Below are 16,075 nucleotides of genomic sequence, written 5' to 3'. Positions count from 1 at the left end.
CGGAGGACCCCCATGCCCGAGACCCCGCCCGCATCCCCGGCCGCCGCGCTGGTCCCCGTCGACGTCGAGCGCGACCGCGACGCGCTCCGGGAGTTCCTGACCTCGAACGCGTTCCCGTTCCACGTCCGGCCCCGGCCGACGGCCGCGGACGTCGACGCGCGCATCGCCGACGGCGACTTCTCCGGGCCCGAGCACGCGGCCCTGTGGGTCGAGGTCGCGGGATCCGGCCGCGTGGGCCTCGTCGTGCTCGACGACCTCGCGGATCCGGGCGTGCTGTTCGACCTGCGCCTCGCGGAGGCCGCGCGCGGTCGCGGGCTCGGCGCGCCGGTGGTGCGCGCGCTGACCGCTCACGTGTTCAGCTCGTACCCGCACGTGACGCGCTTCGAGGCGCAGACGCGCGACGACAACCGCGCGATGCGCCGCGTGCTCGTGCGCGCGGGCTTCGTGAAGGAGGCGCACTACCGCGACGGCTGGCCCGTCGTGGGCGGCGAGCCGCGTGCATCCGTCGGCTACGCGATCCTCCGGCGCGACCACGAGACGGGGACGACGACGCCCGTGCCGGCCGACGACGAGGCGTAGCACTCGCCGCTCGCGCACGGATGCTGCGTCGCCGCTCTAATCCACGCGCGGATCCGGCACGCGGGACACGATCCGGCGCCGATCCCGCGGATACGGTGGAGGCACCGCACGCCACCCGCACGATCGGAGGTCGATCCATGTCCAGCGCCGCACCCACCGCAGCCGTCATCGGCGAGCCCGAGGTCGTCGAGGACGTCGCGACCGTCGCCTCCTCCCCCGCCTGGCTCGCCCTCAAGGACGCCGCCGTCGCGCTCCAGCCCATGCAGGTCAAGGACGGCTCGGTCCCCGACGCCGCGCACCACGCGGACGCCGCGCGGCTGATCCAGACCATCCGCGACTCCGTCCGCGCGCTCGCCCCGCTCTTCCCCCACGACGCCGCCTACCTCGCCGCGCTCGACGTGGACTTCGCGCGCTGGGTCGACGCCGGGCTCGGCGTGCCCGACTTCCTCGACTCCCTGGACGCGTTCCAGCCGCAGCGCGATCGCGTGGACGGGATCCGGCACCTCGTCGTCTTCCCGATGACCACGCAGAACGGCAGCGCGAGCCGCCTCGTCGAGGCCGTGCTCATCGAGGTCGTGTGGCCCGAGTTCGTCGCCGAGCTGGAGGCGGGCGACTACGGCAACGCGCTGTTCGTCCCCATCCGCTTCGTCGACTTCACGCCCGGCTACGACACCAACTCGGCCGTGCTGTTCCCCGAGACCGTCGCGATGCGCGAGATCCCGACCTTCACCTGGGGCGCGATCTTCGCCGACCGCGAGGCCGCCCGCTTCCGCCGCGTGGTGCGCCACGCGGCCGAGGTCACGAAGCTCGAGCTGCCGGACGACGCGCGGCGCCTGCTGGAGGACCAGCGGCTCGCGGAGGAGACCTTCGTGATGTGGGACCTCATCCACGACCGCACGCACATGCGCGGCGACCTGCCGTTCGACCCGTTCATGATCAAGCAGCGGATGCCGTTCTTCCTCTACTCGATCGAGGAGCTGCGCTGCGACCTCACCGCGTTCCGCGAGGCCGTCGCGATCCAGCGCCGGCTCGCCGCGATGGATCCCGCCGAGCGGACCGCCGCCGACGACGCGCTGCTCGAGCGCGCCGGCCTCGTGCAGCACGCGGTGATCTTCGACCGCATCTTCCGCTTCGCCATCACCGGATCCCGCGTGCGCAACTACGACGGCCTCGGCGGCCAGCTCCTGTTCGCGTGGCTGCACCAGCACCACGTGCTGCACTGGACCGACACGCGCCTCACGATCGACTGGGACGACGTCGCCGACGTGGTGATCGCCCTCGCCGACCGCGTGAACGACCTCTACTGGCGCTCCATCGACCGGCCGAAGACCGCGCACTGGCTGGCCGCCTACGCGATGGTCACCGAGACGGTCACGCCGCACCCCGCGTCCACCTGGGCGAAGGGGCCGGATGCGCTGCCGCTCGACGGGCCGCCGAAGGGCCTCACCGACCTCGTGCTCGACGACGAGTTCCCGCTCAGCATGTTCTTCGAGGCGCTGGAGAAGAAGATGCGCGACGTCATCGGATCCACCGCCGGGATCACGGGGCAGGCCGCGTGAGCGTCGACGGCCGCGTGGTCGTGGTCGCGGGCGCGTCGAGCGCGGCCGGGCGCGCGGTCTGCGCCGAGCTGGCGGCGGCGGGCGCGCGGGTCGTCGCCGTCGGCACCGACGCGGGCCGGCTAGCGGACGTCGACGCGTCCCGCCGCGAGGTCTGCGACCTCGCCGACCACGCGGCCGTCGTGGAGCTGGCGGAGCGGATCCGGGCCGACCTCGGCGGCGTCGACGGGCTCATCCACCTGGTCGGCGGCTGGCGCGGCGGCAACGGGCTCGAGGGCCAGACCGACGACGACTGGGACTTCCTCCACGAGCGGCTCGTGACCACGCTGCGCAACACCACGCGCGCGTTCGACGCCGACCTGCAGGCGTCCGACGCCGGCCGCCTCGCCATCGTCTCCTCCACCGCCGTGCAGCGGCCCTACCCCGGCGGCGCCAACTACTCGACCGCGAAGATCGCCGCGGAGACCTGGGTGCGCGCGGTCGACCGCGGCTTCTCGAAGGCCGGATCCCCCGCCCGGACCACGATCTTCGTGGTCAAGGCGCTCGGCGGCCTCGAGCGCGCGCTCGGCCGTCGTGTCGTCAAGCTGTGGACCTCCGTGCCGCCCGAGCGCGACCTGATCGAGGGCTGACGCGGCCGCTGCTCTAGCACACGGAGATCGCCCCGGATTGGGCACGTGCCCCGCTCCCGTGGGCGCCGACGCGCGGTATACGTTCACGTGGTGACACCAGCCGCCAGAACCGCCGAGCACGACGCCTTCGGCCCGTGGATCGACACTGTCCGCACGCTCGACGAGGTCCCCCGCCTGTATCGACCGCACGGCGTCGATCCGTTCGCCGCGCGCCTGGTGCTCAAGGTGCCGCGCGACATCCCGCGCCGCGACACCGACCCGACGATGGACCTGTACGACCACCTCCTCGTCGTCGGCGACCGCGAGCTGGAGGTGCTCTCGCGCGACGGATCCACGTACTCCGCCCGGCGCATCCCCTTCGCCGACCTCGTCGCCGTGCGCGACCGCGTCGACCTGCTCGACGGCCTGCTCACGGTGCACACCGCCGACGGCCAGGCCTTGCGGATCCCGTTCAACGGAGCATCCGCCGACGTGGTCGTGGACCTGACCGAGCTGCTGATGACGCTCGCGGCCGAGTCCGCCGGGGTGTCCGCGACGGGCCCGACGCAGACCGCGCGAGCGACGCCGCGCATCGACGTCGGGCAGGACGAGGCCGGCGTCGCGGCGGCGTACTGGGACCTGGCCGCGCGCGATCCGCAGCTCCGCTACCTCTCGTCGCGGCCGCGCACGCCGCTCGTGCCCACTGCCGACGGCCTCATGGGCGCGCTGCAGCGCCTCCGGCCGATGAGCCTGGCGGGCGCGGTGGCGGCGTGCTCGCCGCGCGAGCTGCTGATCCTCACCCGCCGCGACCAGGTCCTCCGCCGCCGCACCGCGACGCTCTCGATCGACCGCCTCCGGATCCTCCGCCACGCCATCTCCAGCACGACCGCCGAGCCGCACCCGCGCTGGGCCGGCATGTCGACGGTGACGATCCGCGCGGGCGCGGCCTCCTTCGAGATCGTCGCCGCGTCCGCGGACGAGCTCGAGTGCGACCTCGTCACGGGCGGCTGCTGAGGTGCGATGACGGACGCCGTGATCCTCACCGGCACCGTCGGCGCGGGCAAGACCACGACGATGCACGCGCTCGGCGCGCTGCTCGCCGCGCGCGGTGTGCCGCACGCGCTGGTCGACATGGACGCCGTGAGCCTGCTCCGCCCGGCGCCGCACGCGGATCCGTTCCAGCAGGAGCTCGCGCTCCGCAACCTCGGCGACCTGTCCCGCAACTACCGCGAGGCCGGGGCATCGGTCGTGATCGTGGCGGCCGTGGTGGAGCGGGCGGAGGACCTGGCGAGCTACGCGGCCGCGCTCGGCTCGCGTGATCCGCTGCTCGTCCGGCTCACCGTCGACGCCGGTGAGGTCCAGGCCCGCATCGACCAACGCCATCTCCACGATGCGCACGCGCGGGCATGGCACTCGGCACGCGCCCCCGAGCTGGCCGCGATCATCGACCGCGCTGGCCTGGGCGGCCTCGCGATCGACACCACGTCCCGCACCGCCGCCGAGGTCGCCGCGCTCATCGCGGACCGCGTCGGCCGGCGAGCGCGCGACCGTAGGGTCGACGGGTGACCGACGACCTCCCCCTCGACTTCACCGCGCCCCTCTGGGCCTGGGAGGCACGGCGAGCGCTCTGGACCTTCGTGAGCCTGCCCACCGAGCTCGGCCCGATGCTCCGCGAGCTCGGCGAGGCGGGCCGCCGCGGCTGGGGATCCGTGCCGGTGCGCGTCCGCGTCGGCACCACGACCTGGCGCACGTCCGTCTTCCCGCAGGGCGACGGCACGTGGGTGCTGCCCATCAAGCGCGCGATCCGCGACGCCCACGGCCTCGAGGTCGGCGACGACGTGCACGTCGACCTCGAGCCGCTGCCGTGAGCGGCGACCGCCGCCGCGCCTAACCCGCGGGCGGCGTGTACAGCTGCAGGTCGTTGCCCTCGCTGTCCTGGAACGGGAGGATGCGGCCCCACTCGTGGTCGCTGATCTCGCCCGTGATCTCGGCGCCGCGCGCACGGATCCGCTCCAGCTCGTCCTCGATGGAGCCGTCGGGCGTGAACGAGATGACCGCGCCGCCGCTCGACGAGCCGCTCGCCTCCTCGCGCGCGTTGAGCCCGATCATCAGGCCGTCCGCGTCGATCTCGCTCCAGTCCGCGTCCTCGCTCGTGATCGTGAGACCGAGCGTGTCGCGGTAGAACGCCACCGCCCGTGTCATGTCCTTGACGGGCAGCCAGACCGTCGCCACCGAATCGACCATGGGGTTCCTCCTCGTTCCGAGGCCGGTCGGTCGACCGGCTCTCCCTCCCGGTCTACTCCGGACCGCGCGCTGCCTCCGGCCCGGGCAGCGGATCCTCGGCCGGCCGAGATGGTTGACAACGATCCACCATCGGCATATGGTTGCCTGCAGTCAACTACCCGGAGGATCATGTCCCAGCACCACCCGGCCACCGCGCCATCCGCGAAGGCCCCCCGCCGCACCGTCTCGGCCGACGGATCCATGTCGAAGCGCCAGGTCCTCGAGTCCCTGTCGGGCCTCCTGCTCGGCATGTTCGTCTCGATCCTCGCCGGCACCGTCGTCTCGACCTCGCTGCCGATCATCATCAGCGACCTCAAGGGCGACCAGTCCGGCTACACCTGGGTCGTCACCGCGACCCTGCTCGCCACCACCGTCAGCACGCCGCTCTGGGGCAAGTTCGCCGACCTCTTCAACCGCAAGCTGCTCATCCAGCTCGCCCTCGGCATCTTCGTGCTGGGATCCGCGCTCGCCGGCTTCTCGCAGAACACCGAGACGCTCATCGTCTTCCGCGTGCTCCAGGGCCTCGGCGCCGGCGGCCTCGCGGCGCTGAGCCAGATCATCATGGCCGACATCATCAGCCCGCGTGACCGCGGCCGCTACGCCGGCCTCTTCGGCGCCGTCATGGCCGTCGGCACCGTCGGCGGCCCGCTCCTCGGCGGCGTCGTGACCGACGCGTTCGGCTGGCGCTGGAACTTCTTCATCGCGCTGCCCATCGCGATCATCGCGATCATCCTGCTGCAGGTCACCCTCCATCTCCCCGCGCACCCGAAGCGCAAGGTGCACGTCGACTACCTCGGCGCGGTCTTCATCGCGAGCGGCGTCTCGCTCCTGCTCATCTGGGTCTCCCAGGCCGGCAAGCAGTTCGAGTGGGCATCGGGCACGTCGTACCTCATGGCGGGCGGCGCGGTCGTGCTGCTGATCGCCGCGGTGATCACCGAGCTCAAGGTCGCCGAGCCGATCATCCCGCTCACGATGTTCCGCAACCGCACCTTCACGCTCTCCGTGCTCGCCAGCCTCGCGGTCGGCATCTCGCTGTTCGGCACCTCGGTGTTCCTCGCGCAGTACATGCAGCTGTCGCGCGGCGCCACGCCCACCCAGTCGGGCCTGCTGACGATCCCGCTCATGGCGGGCCTGCTCATCTCCTCGACCGTGTTCGGCAGCCTGATCAGCCGCCGCGGCAAGTGGAAGGCGATCATGATCTCGGGCGCCGTGCTCATCGTCGCCGGCACGTCGCTGCTGTCCACGCTGCGCTACGACACCGACTTCGTGCTCGTGGGCATCTACATGTTCGTGCTCGGCGCGGGCCTCGGCATGCTCATGCAGAACCTCGTCCTCGTCGTGCAGAACGCCATCGAGGTCAAGAACCTCGGCGTCGCCACCAGCGCCGTCACGTTCTTCCGCAGCCTCGGCGGCACGGTCGGCGTCTCCGTCCTCGGCTCGATCCTCGGCACGATCATCGCGTCGGAGATCACCGCGGGGATCATCAAGCTCGCTCCGGCCGACCAGGCCGCGGCCGCGCAGGCGCTCGGCTCCGGCGTCATCCCGCAGGTCTCGCAGCTCAGCCCGGCGGTCCGCGTCGTGGTCGAGAGCGCGTACGGCGTGGGCATCGGCGACGTGTTCCTCTACAGCGTGCCGCTCGCAATCGTGTCGCTCATCGCGGTGATCTTCCTGCCCAACGCGCAGCTCGGCAGCAAGAACGCCGTGCAGCTGAAGAGCGACAAGGCCGCCGCGCCCGACGCGCGCGAGGTGCACCGCACCGACGCCGAGGACGCGCTGATCGGCGCATCCGCCGGCGCCGTGGCGCTCACCCCCGCGGGCGAGGCGAACCCGACGGGATCCATCCGACTGCCCGAGGCCGAGGACGCCGGGGTCGACGCCCGCCGATGAGCGACGCCGACCGCTCCCCCGTGGGCGACACCGCGGGGGACATCCCGGGCGTCGCCGACGGTGTCCCCGATGGGGTGGCCGCGGGCATCGCCGAGGTGGAGGAGCAGATGACCGCCCTCGCCGCGCGCATCCGGGCCACCACCCGGGAGGCCGCCGCGCGGATCCACCCGGAGCTGCCGCCCATCGGCTACAAGATGCTCCGCGTCATCCGCCGCTGCGGCGCGGCCCACGCGAGCGCGGTCGCCGACCAGCTCGGGGTCGACCGCAGCGTGGTCAGCCGGCAGCTGCGCCAGCTCCAGGAGCTGGGGCTCGTCGAGGTCGGCGCCGACGCACAGGACGGCCGGGTGCGCGTGCTCGCGCTCACCCCGGCGGGCCGCGCGGGGATCGAGGCGGACGACGCCCAGGGTGGCAGCCGCCTCATCCGCGGGCTCGGCGGATGGACACTCGACGACCTCGACGCGTTCGCCGGGTACCTCGCGCGACTCAACGCCGGAACGACGCAAGACGCCATTGATGAGGACGGCGAACGCGATTCGGATCCTTCGCGATCAGCTTGCGCCGCGGAACCCTTCGAGGGCGGCCGCACGTGAACCGGCGCCACGGTAGACCTCCCATGACATGAGCATCCCACCTGCGCTGAACTCCTCGGCATGAGGTTCGGACAACGGCAGGACGACGATGACGCGGAGCCCCCTCTTCGTCGCTGACGCGAGGGCAGCCCGCGGCTCGTCTCCGTCTTCCGTGTTCATGAAGACGGATGGTGAAAGAGAGGCGTGCCACTCGGAGTACCCCTCGAGGTCCAGGAGCGATTGCGTCCTCTCATCCCAGGCCGGCGGCAGGACCTGGCGAAGCTGAGACCTGTCGCCGGACTCCAGGATGCGATGAGTCAGCTCCTGGCGGTGCGACGCATCGACAAGCCAGTGGAGGGAGTCCCGCCATTGACGCGACAACGCCTCCTCGTGCGTAGAACGACCCACCGCACCCAACACATCGCGCGAGCGTGACGTACGGGTTCTCCGTCCCGAAGCTGTCGACGGAATGCCTGCGACCTGCAGCCCGTGGACGTCTCGGATGTACAGCATCTTGAGGAGCGCGTCGTCGTCTACGCACACCGGCACCTCGGTGTCCGCTCGTCCTGGCGGCATCCCATCAGCGGATCTCCGCACCTCATGCCCTCCCGTTCCGGCGCCCTGGCGCGACCGACCTGACTGTGCGCATCACAACACCTCTCAATCGAAGGTGTCCGTCGGTCCGGCCGAGTAGCAGACCGTCCCATCGTCACCGATCACATGCGAGCTCAGCGTGACGCCCGCGACTCCAGGACCGACCAACGTCGCGGCGGCCTGGGCGGACCAGGCACCTCCGCTAGGTCCGTCCCACGGGAACGTGTGAGAGTCGAACACCGAGACCGCAGTGACGCGCCATGTCTTCTCGGCGACCGGAAACGGGACCTGGTAGCCGGTGTTGATAGCGAGCGTGTCGTTGGCCAGCTTGGTGGCATTGACGAAGGACGAGCCGCAGTCGCCGGGAAGGGCGTTGTCAAGCACGACCTCGCTCTTGGCTTCCGCGGACACCGGCACGCTCGTCTGACGTCCATGCGCGTCGGTCACGATGCGATAGCCGTGCGCCTCGGCCACAGACGTGTCGTAGCCTCGGAAGGACATCGGAGCAGATGAGCTGGTGACGGCCGCAGCTGGGCCAGCGTCTTCGGTGGCGGCGTGGGCGGGGAGTGCGATGGACGTCGATGCGACGATTGCGCCCAGCGCCATCACTACGGCGGCGGTGCGCGGACGGAATTGCATGTGCATGTTGATCTCCTTTGATCAAGTTGCGGGAAGGCCGCCATCATCTGCCTCCACGCGCACATGATGGCGATCCATCCACAGGGGCCATGAGCGACCAGGACTCGACGTCCCGAGCAGGGGCCCGGACCCAGAGGTCATGGGTGGGGCTTGTCGGCAGCCTCGGTGCGCCGGGGCTCGCCCCCTATCGCCGCGTGCAGGGCCTCGAGGGCCGGGAGCGCGCGGGCGATGGCGTGGCGCTCGTCGGGCGTGAGACGGCGGAGGGCGCCCACGAGCACGGCCTCGGCCGAGCGGTCGAAGGTGCGCAGCAGATCCCGCGCGTGATCCGTGAGGCCCACCTCGGTGCTGCGGCCGTCGCCCTTCGCGAGCCGGCGGTCGACGAGGCCGTCGCGCTCCATGGCGAGGATGAGGTTGCTGACGGTGGAGCGCGCGAGCCCGAGCGCGCGACCGAGCAGGGTGGGCGTGGCCCAGCCGATCGCCTCGAGGCGGCGGAGCACCTCGACCTGCGCGTCGGGGAGATCCGGCAGGTCGGCCGCGCTCCGCGACGCGTTCATGAGGCGGCGGCGGAAGGGGCCCACCTCCGCGCCCAGCCGCCGGGCGACGACCCGCAGCTCGGCGGCGGTCGGGTCGGAGGGCATGCACCGAGGATACCCAGGAAGATGCGCTTGTGACAAACGCATTCCGGTGTCAGGATCGCCGCATGACAACGATCACCACGAGCGTCGAGCACCCCGTGCCCGCTCAGGACCTCAGCCCCCTCGTCGGACACCGTCTCATCTACACGTACGCCAACGGCTGGCAGTACGAGATGTACGTGAAGAACGCCACGACCATCGACTACCGGATCCACACGGGCATGGTCGGCGGCCGCTGGGTCAAGGACCAGACGGTCGACCTCGTCGCCCTCGCCGACGGCGTCTTCAAGGTCTCGTGGAACGAGCCCACCGGCACCAGCGTCGTCGTGAACATCGTCCCGGCCGCCCGCGTGCTGCACGGCACGATCTTCTTCCCGCGCTGGGTGGAGGAGGACGGATCCAAGACCGTGCTCTTCCAGAACGACCACCTCGACCAGATGCGCGCGCACCGCGACGCCGGCCCCACGTACCCGATCTACGTCGTGCCGGAGTTCGCGCACATCACCCTCGACGAGTTCGTGGGAGCCGACGACGAGACCGTCGTCGACACCGCCCCCGGCGACCTCCCGGCCGGCTTCGCCGACCGGCGGAACTGATGGACCGGGCCGCCGCGGCCCGGGTCGCCCCGCTCGCGCTCGACCACGGCGGGCGCACCCTGCGCGGCTGGGAGCACGGCACCGTGCGACCCGGCGCCCCCGGGGCGCTGCTCGTGCACGGCTTCGGCGACTCGGGCACCGGCGGCCACGGCCTGTGGGTGCCCGTCGCCCGGGCGCTGGCCGCGTCCGGCACGGCGGCGCGCGCCTACGACCGGCTCGGGCACGGCGTGAGCGACGGCGACTTCGCCGACGTGCGCCTGCTCGACGAGGTCGACCAGGTGGCCGCGATGATCCGCGCCCTCGCCGAGGACGCGGGCGGACCCGTGCACGTGGTCGCCCACAGCCTCGGCGGCGTCGAGTCGGCCCTGGCCGCCGCCCGCGCGCCCGAGCTCGTCGCGAGCCTCACGCTGTGGTCGCCGGCCGGCGTGGTGGTAGACGACATCACCGTTCACGGCCGCGTGATGAGCGTGCCGCTCGCGGCGTCCCGGGAGCGCGGCGTCGTCGACGTCGCCGGCATGGGCCTCGGGCTGGGCTTCCCGGACGAGGTGCTCGCGGGCGTGGACGTCTACGGGCCGGTCGCCGGATACCCGGGACCGGTCGAGGTGCTGCACGGCACGGCCGACCAGGTCGTGCCGGTCACCTACGGCGCGCGCTACGGCGAGCTGATGCCGGGCGCGACCTTCACGGCCGTGGAGGGCGCGGATCACGGCTGGTCGTCGGTGGAGCTGCGCCGGATGCTGGTCGAGCGGCTGCTCGCGCACGTGGCGCGGGCGTCGGGCGGGGCTGCGTAGCCGCCGCGTCGCTCGGCGGGAGGGCGGGGTTCGACACCCCCTCCCGCCGGGCTCGCCCTCTCAGCTGGACGGCGAGCGACCGAGCACCATGGTGAGGAAGCCCAGCGTGCCGCGGTATCCGCCCATCCACGCCCGCCGGTGCTCGACCGATGCGCCCATCACCTGTTCCCGGTCGGGGTCGTCGGGGTGCTCCGTCGCCCACCTGGCGAGCGCGCCGGTCCACGACCACTCGTAGTCGTCCCACTCCTCCACGGTGCTGACGTGCCCCTGCAGCGGCACCCACCCGTTCGCGGCGGCGACCTCGACGGTGGCCGCGAGGTCGCCGTAGTCGCCGGGCTCGGCACCCAGCAGGTCCAGCACCCGCGGAGTCGGCGCCTGCTCCCAGAAGCACTCGCCGACGACCGCGGTACCGCCCAGGCGCAGGTGCCCGTCGATCGCGGTCAGGGTCTGCTCGAGGCCGCCGAAGGCGTGCGTCGCCCCCACGCTGAGCACGACGTCGAACCGGTCGGCGGAGGTCCACGTGCGGGCATCGGCGCACACGAGCTCGAGGCGATGCGCGAGCCCCTCACGCTCGGCCTGCTCGCGCACTCGGTCGAAGCCCGCGTCGGAGTGGTCGACGCCGACGGCGATCAGTGACGGCTCGCGGCGCAGGGCGCGCAGCAGCCAGCTGCCGTCGCCGCATCCCAGGTCGAGGACCGTGCCCTCCCCGGCGACCGCGGCGGCGAGGAGGCGATCGACGGTGTGATCGCTGAGCGGCGAGGCGATGGGGTGGTCGGCATGGGCGAGGTCGCTGATCCGGTTCCTGTCCATGTCGTCAGCCTAGGTCGGCCCCGCCGCGTCGCTCGGCGGGGAGGATGGGGGCGTGCTCGCCGACCTCGCCCTCCCCGTCCCGCTCGCCGCCCGCGTCGACGGGGTGATCCTCCGCCGCGCGACCGCCGCCGACCTCGCGCCGCTCATGGGGCTGCTCGCCGACGACCCCGTGAGCGCCTCGCGCGGCGACCGGGCGGATCCGGACGACGTCGACCTGTACCGCGACGCGCTCGCGCGCATCCTCTCCGACCCGGCGAACGACCTCCTCGTGGCGCACGATGCGGGCGGCGCGGTCGTCGGCACGCTGCAGCTCACGGTGATCCCCGGCATGGCCCGGCGCGGCAGCTCTCGCCTCCAGGTGGAGGCCGTGCGGGTGCGGAGCGACCTGCGCTCGGCCGGCATCGGCGGGGCCATGATGCGCTGGGTCGCCGATGCCGCAGCTCCCGCGCTCGGCACGCCCCTCGTCCAGCTCACCTCCGATGCTGCCCGCATCGACGCCCACCGCTTCTACGAGCGGCTCGGGTACGCGCCCTCGCACGTCGGGTTCAAGCTGCGGATCGACGGCGACGCGTAGCCGCGCTCAGCCGAGCGCCTTCTCCATCGCCGCGAGCACCGAGCGTGCCGCCGTCGGCCCGGTGTTGAGGTAGAAGACGTCGTCGTCCACGAAGGTGACCGCGTCGTCCTCGACCGCCTGCAGCGTCGGCCACAGCGGGAGCCCGGTGAGGGCCTTCTCGTCGCCGCCCTGGACGCCCGCGAACACGTGGTCGCCCTCGGCCAGGTCGATCTGCTCCTCGCTGATGTCGCGGGAGGTCTGGTCGGTGAAGTCCTGCGCCTGCGGGCGCGGGAGGCCCGCGTCCTCGGCCACGGATCCGGCGAAGGACGCCACCCCGAAGACGCGGATGCGGTCGGCGGAGGAGCGGAGGAACGAGACGGCCGGGCGCTCGGCGAGGCCCGCGCCGAACGCGGCCGCGTCGGACTGGTAGGAGTCGAGCCAGGAGGCGGCCTGCTGGGTGCGGCCGACCGCGTCGGCGAGGAGCAGGAGGTCCTGCTTCCAGTAGAGGCCGGTGCCCTGCGTCGCGACCGTGGGCGCGATGGCGGAGAGGCTCGCGTAGAGCGAGGCCGCGTCCTTGCCGGTGATGTTCATGAGGATCAGGTCGGGCTTCGCCGCGGCGACGCTCTCGATGTCGGGCGAGATGCGGTCGCCGAGCGGCGCGACGGCCGCGAGCGCGTCGGCGTCCTCGGGGAACGCGCGGGTCAGGTATTCGGGGACGACGGCCGCGCCGTCGGCCGCGGTGGAGGCGACGGGGACGATGCCGAGGGTGAGCAGCGAGTCCGCCTGGCCGGTCGAGATGACGGCGACGCGCTGCGGTGCCGCCGGGATGGTGGTCGTGCCCGCGAAGTGGACGACGGTGCGCGGGAAGACGTCGTCGGGCTGGCCGCTGCCCTTGCCCTCGGGCATGGTGCGGGGTGTGGTGTAGCCCGTGCCGGCGGGGTCGGCCGCGGCGCCGGTGCCCGAGGTGCCGGTGCCGCCGGTGGATGCGGCCGGCGCGGCGCACGCCGTGAGGGCGACGAGGACGGTGGCGGCGAGCGCGACGCCCGCGAGGCGGCGGTGGGTGGGACGGCGGTCGGGACGGGGTGGGGAGGCGATGATCACCGAGGCAGCTTAGGGTAGCCTTACCCGGCCATGCCACCGACCCGACCCGCGCCCGCCGCCGCCGCCGCGGTCGTGGCCCTCGCCGCGCTCGTCGCGCTGTGCGCCGTGAGCCTCGCGACGGGATCCCGCGACATCGCCCTCGACGCCGTGTGGCACGCGATCCAGCATCCGGACGACGGCAGCCGCGACGCGATCATCGTCTGGCAGCTGCGGGCGCCGCGCACGCTCCTCGCGGTCGCGGTCGGCGTGCTGCTCGCGGTCGCGGGCGTGGTGATGCAGGCCATGACCCGCAACCCGCTCGCGGAGCCCGGCCTCCTCGGCGTCAACGCGGGCGCGTCGCTCGCCGTGGTGCTCAGCGTCGCGGTCTTCGGAGTCGGCTCGGCGGCCGGATACGCGTGGCCCGCGTTCGCCGGGGCCGCGATCGCCGCCGTGGTCGTGGTGCTCGTCGGGATGCGGGCGGGGCCGCGCGCGGATCCCACGCGCCTGCTCCTCGCCGGAACCGCGCTGACCGCGAGCCTCGCCTCCGTCACCGGCGTCGTCACGCTCTCCGACCCGCGGACCTTCGGCGACTACCGCTCCTGGGTGGTCGGATCCGTGGCCTCGCGCGACCCCGCCGACCTCGTCTGGCTCCTCCCGCTCACGGTCGTCGTGGTCGTCGGGGCGCTGCTGCTCGTGCGCCCGCTCGCGGTGCTCGCGCTGGGCGACGACACGGCGACCGCGCTCGGTAGCTCCGTCGGGCGGGTGCGGCTCGCGGGATTCGCCCTCGTGACGCTCGCGTGCGGCGCCGCCACCGCGGTCGCCGGGCCGATCTCGTTCGTCGGGCTCGTCGTGCCGCACGCCGTGCGCCGGGTCCTCGGGCGGCGCGAGCGGCCGGTGCTGCTCGGATCCGTGGCGGCCGGACCCCTGCTCGTGCTGGGCGCCGACGTGCTCGGCCGGATCGTCGCGCGGCCCGGCGAGCTCGAGGCCGGCATCGTCACGGCGTTCGTCGGCGCGCCTGTGCTGCTCGCGCTCGTGCTCCGGCGGACGGGCGCGCGGTGAGGCCGCGCATCCCGCGGCGCGACCGGTTCGTGCTCGGGATCCTCGTGCTCGCGATCCTCGGCGCCGCAGCGGTCGGCCTCGGCACGGGCGCCTACCCCCTGTCCCCGGCGCAGGCGCTCGACGCCCTGCTCGGCGGCGGGGATGCGCAGGCCCGCTTCATCGTCGCCGACCAGCGGCTGCCGCGCGTGGTGTGCGCGGTCGCGGTCGGGGCCGCGCTCGGCCTGAGCGGGATGGTGTTCCAGAGCGTCTCGCGCAACCCGCTCGGCAGCCCTGACGTCATCGGCTTCAGCACGGGCGCGGCGACCGGCGGGCTCGTCGCGATCCTGGTGACGGGATCCACCGCGGCGGCGCCGTCCTCGGCCGGATCCATCGCGCTCGGCACGGTGGTCGGCGGCTTCGCGACCGCCTTCGCCGTGCACCTGATGAGCTCCCGCACCGCGACCACGGGCGAGCGGCTCGTGCTGGTGGGCATCGCGGTGGGCGCGATGCTCGCCTCGGTCAACGACTTCCTCATCACCCGCAGCGACCTCGAGCTGGCGCAAGCGGCGGCGACATGGCGATTCGGCACGCTCAACGGGATCTCGTGGCCGCAGGTCGCGCCCGCCGTCCTGGTGCTGGCCGTGATCGTGCCGCTCGCGTTCCTCGGCGAGCCGCCGCTGCGCATGCTCGAGATGGGCGACGACACCGCCCGCGCGCTCGGCCTCGACGTCGGCAGGTGGCGGACCGTGCTGCTCGCGGCCGGCGTCGCGCTGGCCGCGGTCGGCGTCGCGGCCGTGGGCCCGGTCGGGTTCGTCGCGCTCGCCGCGCCGCACCTCGCCCGCCGCCTGATGCCCGGCAGCCGAGGCCGCATGCTCGCCGCGCTCGTGGTCGGGGCGCTGCTGCTGAGCGTCGCCGACCTCGTGGCCGGGCGCCTGCTCAGCCCGTTCCAGATCCCCGTCGGGCTCGCCACCTCCGCGATCGGCGGCCTCTACCTGCTGTGGTTGCTCGCGTCGCCGGACACGTCCCGCCGGGCGGCGTCGGGCGGCTGATCCGCGGGCCGCCCCGCCGCTCAGTCCTCGACGCGCACGCGGAAGTGCCGCGCGAAGACCGGGCCGAGCGCCATGAGCTGGGTCGAGTCGAGCACCGCGCCCCGGAGGCCGTCGGGGGTGTCGAGGTCCATGATCTCGGCGCCGCGGAGATCCAGGTGCGTGAGCGACGAGTCGGCGAGGTCGAGCGTGCCGATGGTGGTGCGGGCGAACGCGATGCGCATGCCGGCGGTTCCGCGGAGGTCCAGCTCCTCGATGGCGCAGTCGGTGATGAGCAGGTCGGTGATCTTCGAGCCGCGCAGGTTCACGAAGCCGAGCCGGCAGTCGGTGATGTGCACCGAGGAGAGCGACGCGTCGTAGAGCTCGGCGGATCCGACGCGCGAGCCCTCGAGGCGCACGTCGCGCATCCGGATCCGCGGTGCCTTCAGCACGGGCGCGTCGAGGCGCGAGGCGAGCACGTCCACGAGGCTCGCGGCGGTGAGGTCGGCCTCGTGCAGGCGGATCCGCTCGAGCGCGCACTCCTCGAACCCGATGTCGACGAGGTCGGCGTCCGTCAGGTCGGCGTCGGCGAAGCGCAGCCGCTCGAAGGTCGCGTGCGCGTCGAGGTCGGACGGGTCGCCGTCGGCGAGTCCGTCGAGCCGCGGGTCGCTGATCCGGGGCGGCAGGATGCGGGTGGATGCGGCCATGCGGAGCCTCCGGGGCGGGTGCGGGTGCGGGTCGGTGCGGATGCGGCCGCCCGTCGGGCGGCGCTCCCACGGTACGGGAGACCCCCGCGCCCCGGCCTCCGGCCCGAACTGGGTACGGCGCCGGA

General features: G+C 73.3%; 19 protein-coding genes. 13 read left to right on the top strand and 6 right to left on the bottom strand.

Annotated features, from left to right (window positions below; translation table 11 throughout):
• The first annotated feature begins 12 nt into the window (after window positions 1-12).
• From KYT88_RS02115 to KYT88_RS02090, 6 genes are all read left to right on the top strand, one after another.
• The gene (locus tag KYT88_RS02115) at window positions 13-579 is read left to right on the top strand and encodes a GNAT family N-acetyltransferase (RefSeq protein WP_043585516.1); all 567 of its coding nucleotides are present in this window, start codon (window positions 13-15) and stop codon (window positions 577-579) included.
• A 137-nt stretch (window positions 580-716) separates the two neighbouring features.
• On the top strand, window positions 717-2,138 hold the full coding sequence (locus KYT88_RS02110) for a DUF6421 family protein (protein ID WP_043585876.1): 1,422 nt from the start codon (window positions 717-719) through the stop codon (window positions 2,136-2,138).
• Window positions 2,135-2,764, top strand: a complete 630-nt coding sequence (locus KYT88_RS02105; RefSeq protein WP_043585517.1) for an SDR family oxidoreductase — start codon at window positions 2,135-2,137, stop codon at window positions 2,762-2,764. Before KYT88_RS02110 ends, KYT88_RS02105 begins: the two co-directional genes overlap by 4 nt.
• A gap of 90 nt (window positions 2,765-2,854) precedes the next feature.
• Window positions 2,855-3,757 (top strand): hypothetical protein, encoded by a 903-nt coding sequence (locus tag KYT88_RS02100; protein WP_043585878.1) that lies wholly within the window; start codon window positions 2,855-2,857, stop codon window positions 3,755-3,757.
• Window positions 3,758-3,763: 6 nt separating this feature from the next.
• A complete protein-coding gene (locus KYT88_RS02095; protein WP_043585520.1) occupies window positions 3,764-4,309 on the top strand; it encodes a nucleotide-binding protein in 546 nt (181 codons plus the stop codon).
• On the top strand, window positions 4,306-4,611 hold the full coding sequence (locus tag KYT88_RS02090; RefSeq protein WP_043585526.1) for a DUF1905 domain-containing protein: 306 nt from the start codon (window positions 4,306-4,308) through the stop codon (window positions 4,609-4,611). Before KYT88_RS02095 ends, KYT88_RS02090 begins: the two co-directional genes overlap by 4 nt.
• Window positions 4,612-4,630: 19 nt before the next feature.
• Here the strand turns inward: KYT88_RS02090 and KYT88_RS02085 are convergent, their stop codons facing one another.
• Complete coding sequence (locus KYT88_RS02085; protein ID WP_043585527.1) at window positions 4,631-4,987, bottom strand: VOC family protein; 357 nt, start codon at window positions 4,985-4,987, stop codon at window positions 4,631-4,633.
• Window positions 4,988-5,155: 168 nt separating this feature from the next.
• On the opposite strand from KYT88_RS02085, the gene KYT88_RS02080 reads away from it, so the two are divergent.
• Together KYT88_RS02080 and KYT88_RS02075 are read left to right on the top strand one after the other, a co-directional pair.
• Window positions 5,156-6,913: an MDR family MFS transporter gene (locus KYT88_RS02080; protein WP_182480752.1), complete on the top strand. Its 1,758-nt coding sequence runs from the start codon at window positions 5,156-5,158 to the stop codon at window positions 6,911-6,913.
• Entirely contained in the window at window positions 6,910-7,503 is a 594-nt protein-coding gene (locus KYT88_RS02075; RefSeq protein ID WP_043585529.1) for a MarR family winged helix-turn-helix transcriptional regulator, read from the top strand. Before KYT88_RS02080 ends, KYT88_RS02075 begins: the two co-directional genes overlap by 4 nt.
• Window positions 7,504-8,142: 639 nt before the next feature.
• On the opposite strand, the gene KYT88_RS02070 is transcribed toward KYT88_RS02075, so the two are convergent.
• Window positions 8,143-8,721 carry a hypothetical protein gene (locus KYT88_RS02070; protein ID WP_043585532.1) on the bottom strand — a complete coding sequence of 193 codons (579 nt, stop codon included), beginning with the start codon at window positions 8,719-8,721 and terminating at the stop codon, window positions 8,143-8,145.
• 131 nt (window positions 8,722-8,852) lie between these two features.
• The gene (locus KYT88_RS02065) at window positions 8,853-9,353 is read right to left on the bottom strand and encodes a MarR family winged helix-turn-helix transcriptional regulator (protein WP_051629304.1); all 501 of its coding nucleotides are present in this window, start codon (window positions 9,351-9,353) and stop codon (window positions 8,853-8,855) included.
• Window positions 9,354-9,415: 62 nt separating this feature from the next.
• Here KYT88_RS02065 and KYT88_RS02060 point away from each other — a divergent pair, with 62 nt between their 5' ends.
• Window positions 9,416-9,946 (top strand): phenolic acid decarboxylase, encoded by a 531-nt coding sequence (locus KYT88_RS02060; protein WP_043585538.1) that lies wholly within the window; start codon window positions 9,416-9,418, stop codon window positions 9,944-9,946.
• Window positions 9,946-10,737 carry an alpha/beta hydrolase gene (locus KYT88_RS02055; protein WP_043585540.1) on the top strand — a complete coding sequence of 264 codons (792 nt, stop codon included), beginning with the start codon at window positions 9,946-9,948 and terminating at the stop codon, window positions 10,735-10,737. The genes KYT88_RS02060 and KYT88_RS02055 overlap by 1 nt, the downstream gene beginning before the upstream one ends.
• A 60-nt stretch (window positions 10,738-10,797) precedes the next feature.
• Here KYT88_RS02055 and KYT88_RS02050 read toward each other — a convergent pair whose 3' ends face one another.
• On the bottom strand, window positions 10,798-11,547 hold the full coding sequence (locus KYT88_RS02050) for an SAM-dependent methyltransferase (protein WP_043585547.1): 750 nt from the start codon (window positions 11,545-11,547) through the stop codon (window positions 10,798-10,800).
• Between the two features lie 52 nt (window positions 11,548-11,599).
• Here KYT88_RS02050 and KYT88_RS02045 point away from each other — a divergent pair, with 52 nt between their 5' ends.
• A complete protein-coding gene (locus KYT88_RS02045) occupies window positions 11,600-12,121 on the top strand; it encodes a GNAT family N-acetyltransferase (protein ID WP_043585554.1) in 522 nt (173 codons plus the stop codon).
• A 6-nt stretch (window positions 12,122-12,127) separates the two neighbouring features.
• Here KYT88_RS02045 and KYT88_RS02040 read toward each other — a convergent pair whose 3' ends face one another.
• The gene (locus tag KYT88_RS02040; RefSeq protein WP_051629305.1) at window positions 12,128-13,201 is read right to left on the bottom strand and encodes an ABC transporter substrate-binding protein; all 1,074 of its coding nucleotides are present in this window, start codon (window positions 13,199-13,201) and stop codon (window positions 12,128-12,130) included.
• A 30-nt stretch (window positions 13,202-13,231) separates the two neighbouring features.
• Here KYT88_RS02040 and KYT88_RS02035 point away from each other — a divergent pair, with 30 nt between their 5' ends.
• Window positions 13,232-14,239: a FecCD family ABC transporter permease gene (locus KYT88_RS02035; protein WP_043585558.1), complete on the top strand. Its 1,008-nt coding sequence runs from the start codon at window positions 13,232-13,234 to the stop codon at window positions 14,237-14,239.
• Window positions 14,236-15,267 carry a FecCD family ABC transporter permease gene (locus tag KYT88_RS02030; protein WP_043585561.1) on the top strand — a complete coding sequence of 344 codons (1,032 nt, stop codon included), beginning with the start codon at window positions 14,236-14,238 and terminating at the stop codon, window positions 15,265-15,267. The genes KYT88_RS02035 and KYT88_RS02030 overlap by 4 nt, the downstream gene beginning before the upstream one ends.
• A gap of 20 nt (window positions 15,268-15,287) precedes the next feature.
• Here KYT88_RS02030 and KYT88_RS02025 read toward each other — a convergent pair whose 3' ends face one another.
• On the bottom strand, window positions 15,288-15,950 hold the full coding sequence (locus KYT88_RS02025) for a pentapeptide repeat-containing protein (RefSeq protein ID WP_043585567.1): 663 nt from the start codon (window positions 15,948-15,950) through the stop codon (window positions 15,288-15,290).
• Window positions 15,951-16,075: the final 125 nt, after the last annotated feature.

The sequence above is a fragment of the Clavibacter sp. A6099 genome (assembly GCF_021919125.1).
In the GTDB taxonomy this organism is placed as follows: domain Bacteria; phylum Actinomycetota; class Actinomycetes; order Actinomycetales; family Microbacteriaceae; genus Clavibacter; species Clavibacter seminis.
The sequence above is the reverse complement of the archived record's forward strand: the minus strand, read 5'-3'. Positions and strand labels throughout refer to the sequence as shown.

What these genes read in the sequence shown, in the direction of transcription:
- KYT88_RS02055 (WP_043585540.1), top strand. Translation starts at nt 9,946, where the DNA reads ATGGACCGGGCCGCCGCGGCCCGGGTCGCCCCGCTCGCGCTCGACCAC.
- KYT88_RS02060 (WP_043585538.1), top strand. Translation starts at nt 9,416, where the DNA reads ATGACAACGATCACCACGAGCGTCGAGCACCCCGTGCCCGCTCAGGAC.
- KYT88_RS02085 (WP_043585527.1), bottom strand. Translation starts at nt 4,987, where the DNA reads ATGGTCGATTCGGTGGCGACGGTCTGGCTGCCCGTCAAGGACATGACA.
- KYT88_RS02095 (WP_043585520.1), top strand. Translation starts at nt 3,764, where the DNA reads ATGACGGACGCCGTGATCCTCACCGGCACCGTCGGCGCGGGCAAGACC.
- KYT88_RS02035 (WP_043585558.1), top strand. Translation starts at nt 13,232, where the DNA reads ATGCCACCGACCCGACCCGCGCCCGCCGCCGCCGCCGCGGTCGTGGCC.
- KYT88_RS02110 (WP_043585876.1), top strand. Translation starts at nt 717, where the DNA reads ATGTCCAGCGCCGCACCCACCGCAGCCGTCATCGGCGAGCCCGAGGTC.
- KYT88_RS02115 (WP_043585516.1), top strand. Translation starts at nt 13, where the DNA reads ATGCCCGAGACCCCGCCCGCATCCCCGGCCGCCGCGCTGGTCCCCGTC.
- KYT88_RS02075 (WP_043585529.1), top strand. Translation starts at nt 6,910, where the DNA reads ATGAGCGACGCCGACCGCTCCCCCGTGGGCGACACCGCGGGGGACATC.
- KYT88_RS02065 (WP_051629304.1), bottom strand. Translation starts at nt 9,353, where the DNA reads ATGCCCTCCGACCCGACCGCCGCCGAGCTGCGGGTCGTCGCCCGGCGG.
- KYT88_RS02080 (WP_182480752.1), top strand. Translation starts at nt 5,156, where the DNA reads ATGTCCCAGCACCACCCGGCCACCGCGCCATCCGCGAAGGCCCCCCGC.
- KYT88_RS02025 (WP_043585567.1), bottom strand. Translation starts at nt 15,950, where the DNA reads ATGGCCGCATCCACCCGCATCCTGCCGCCCCGGATCAGCGACCCGCGG.
- KYT88_RS02070 (WP_043585532.1), bottom strand. Translation starts at nt 8,721, where the DNA reads ATGCACATGCAATTCCGTCCGCGCACCGCCGCCGTAGTGATGGCGCTG.
- KYT88_RS02050 (WP_043585547.1), bottom strand. Translation starts at nt 11,547, where the DNA reads ATGGACAGGAACCGGATCAGCGACCTCGCCCATGCCGACCACCCCATC.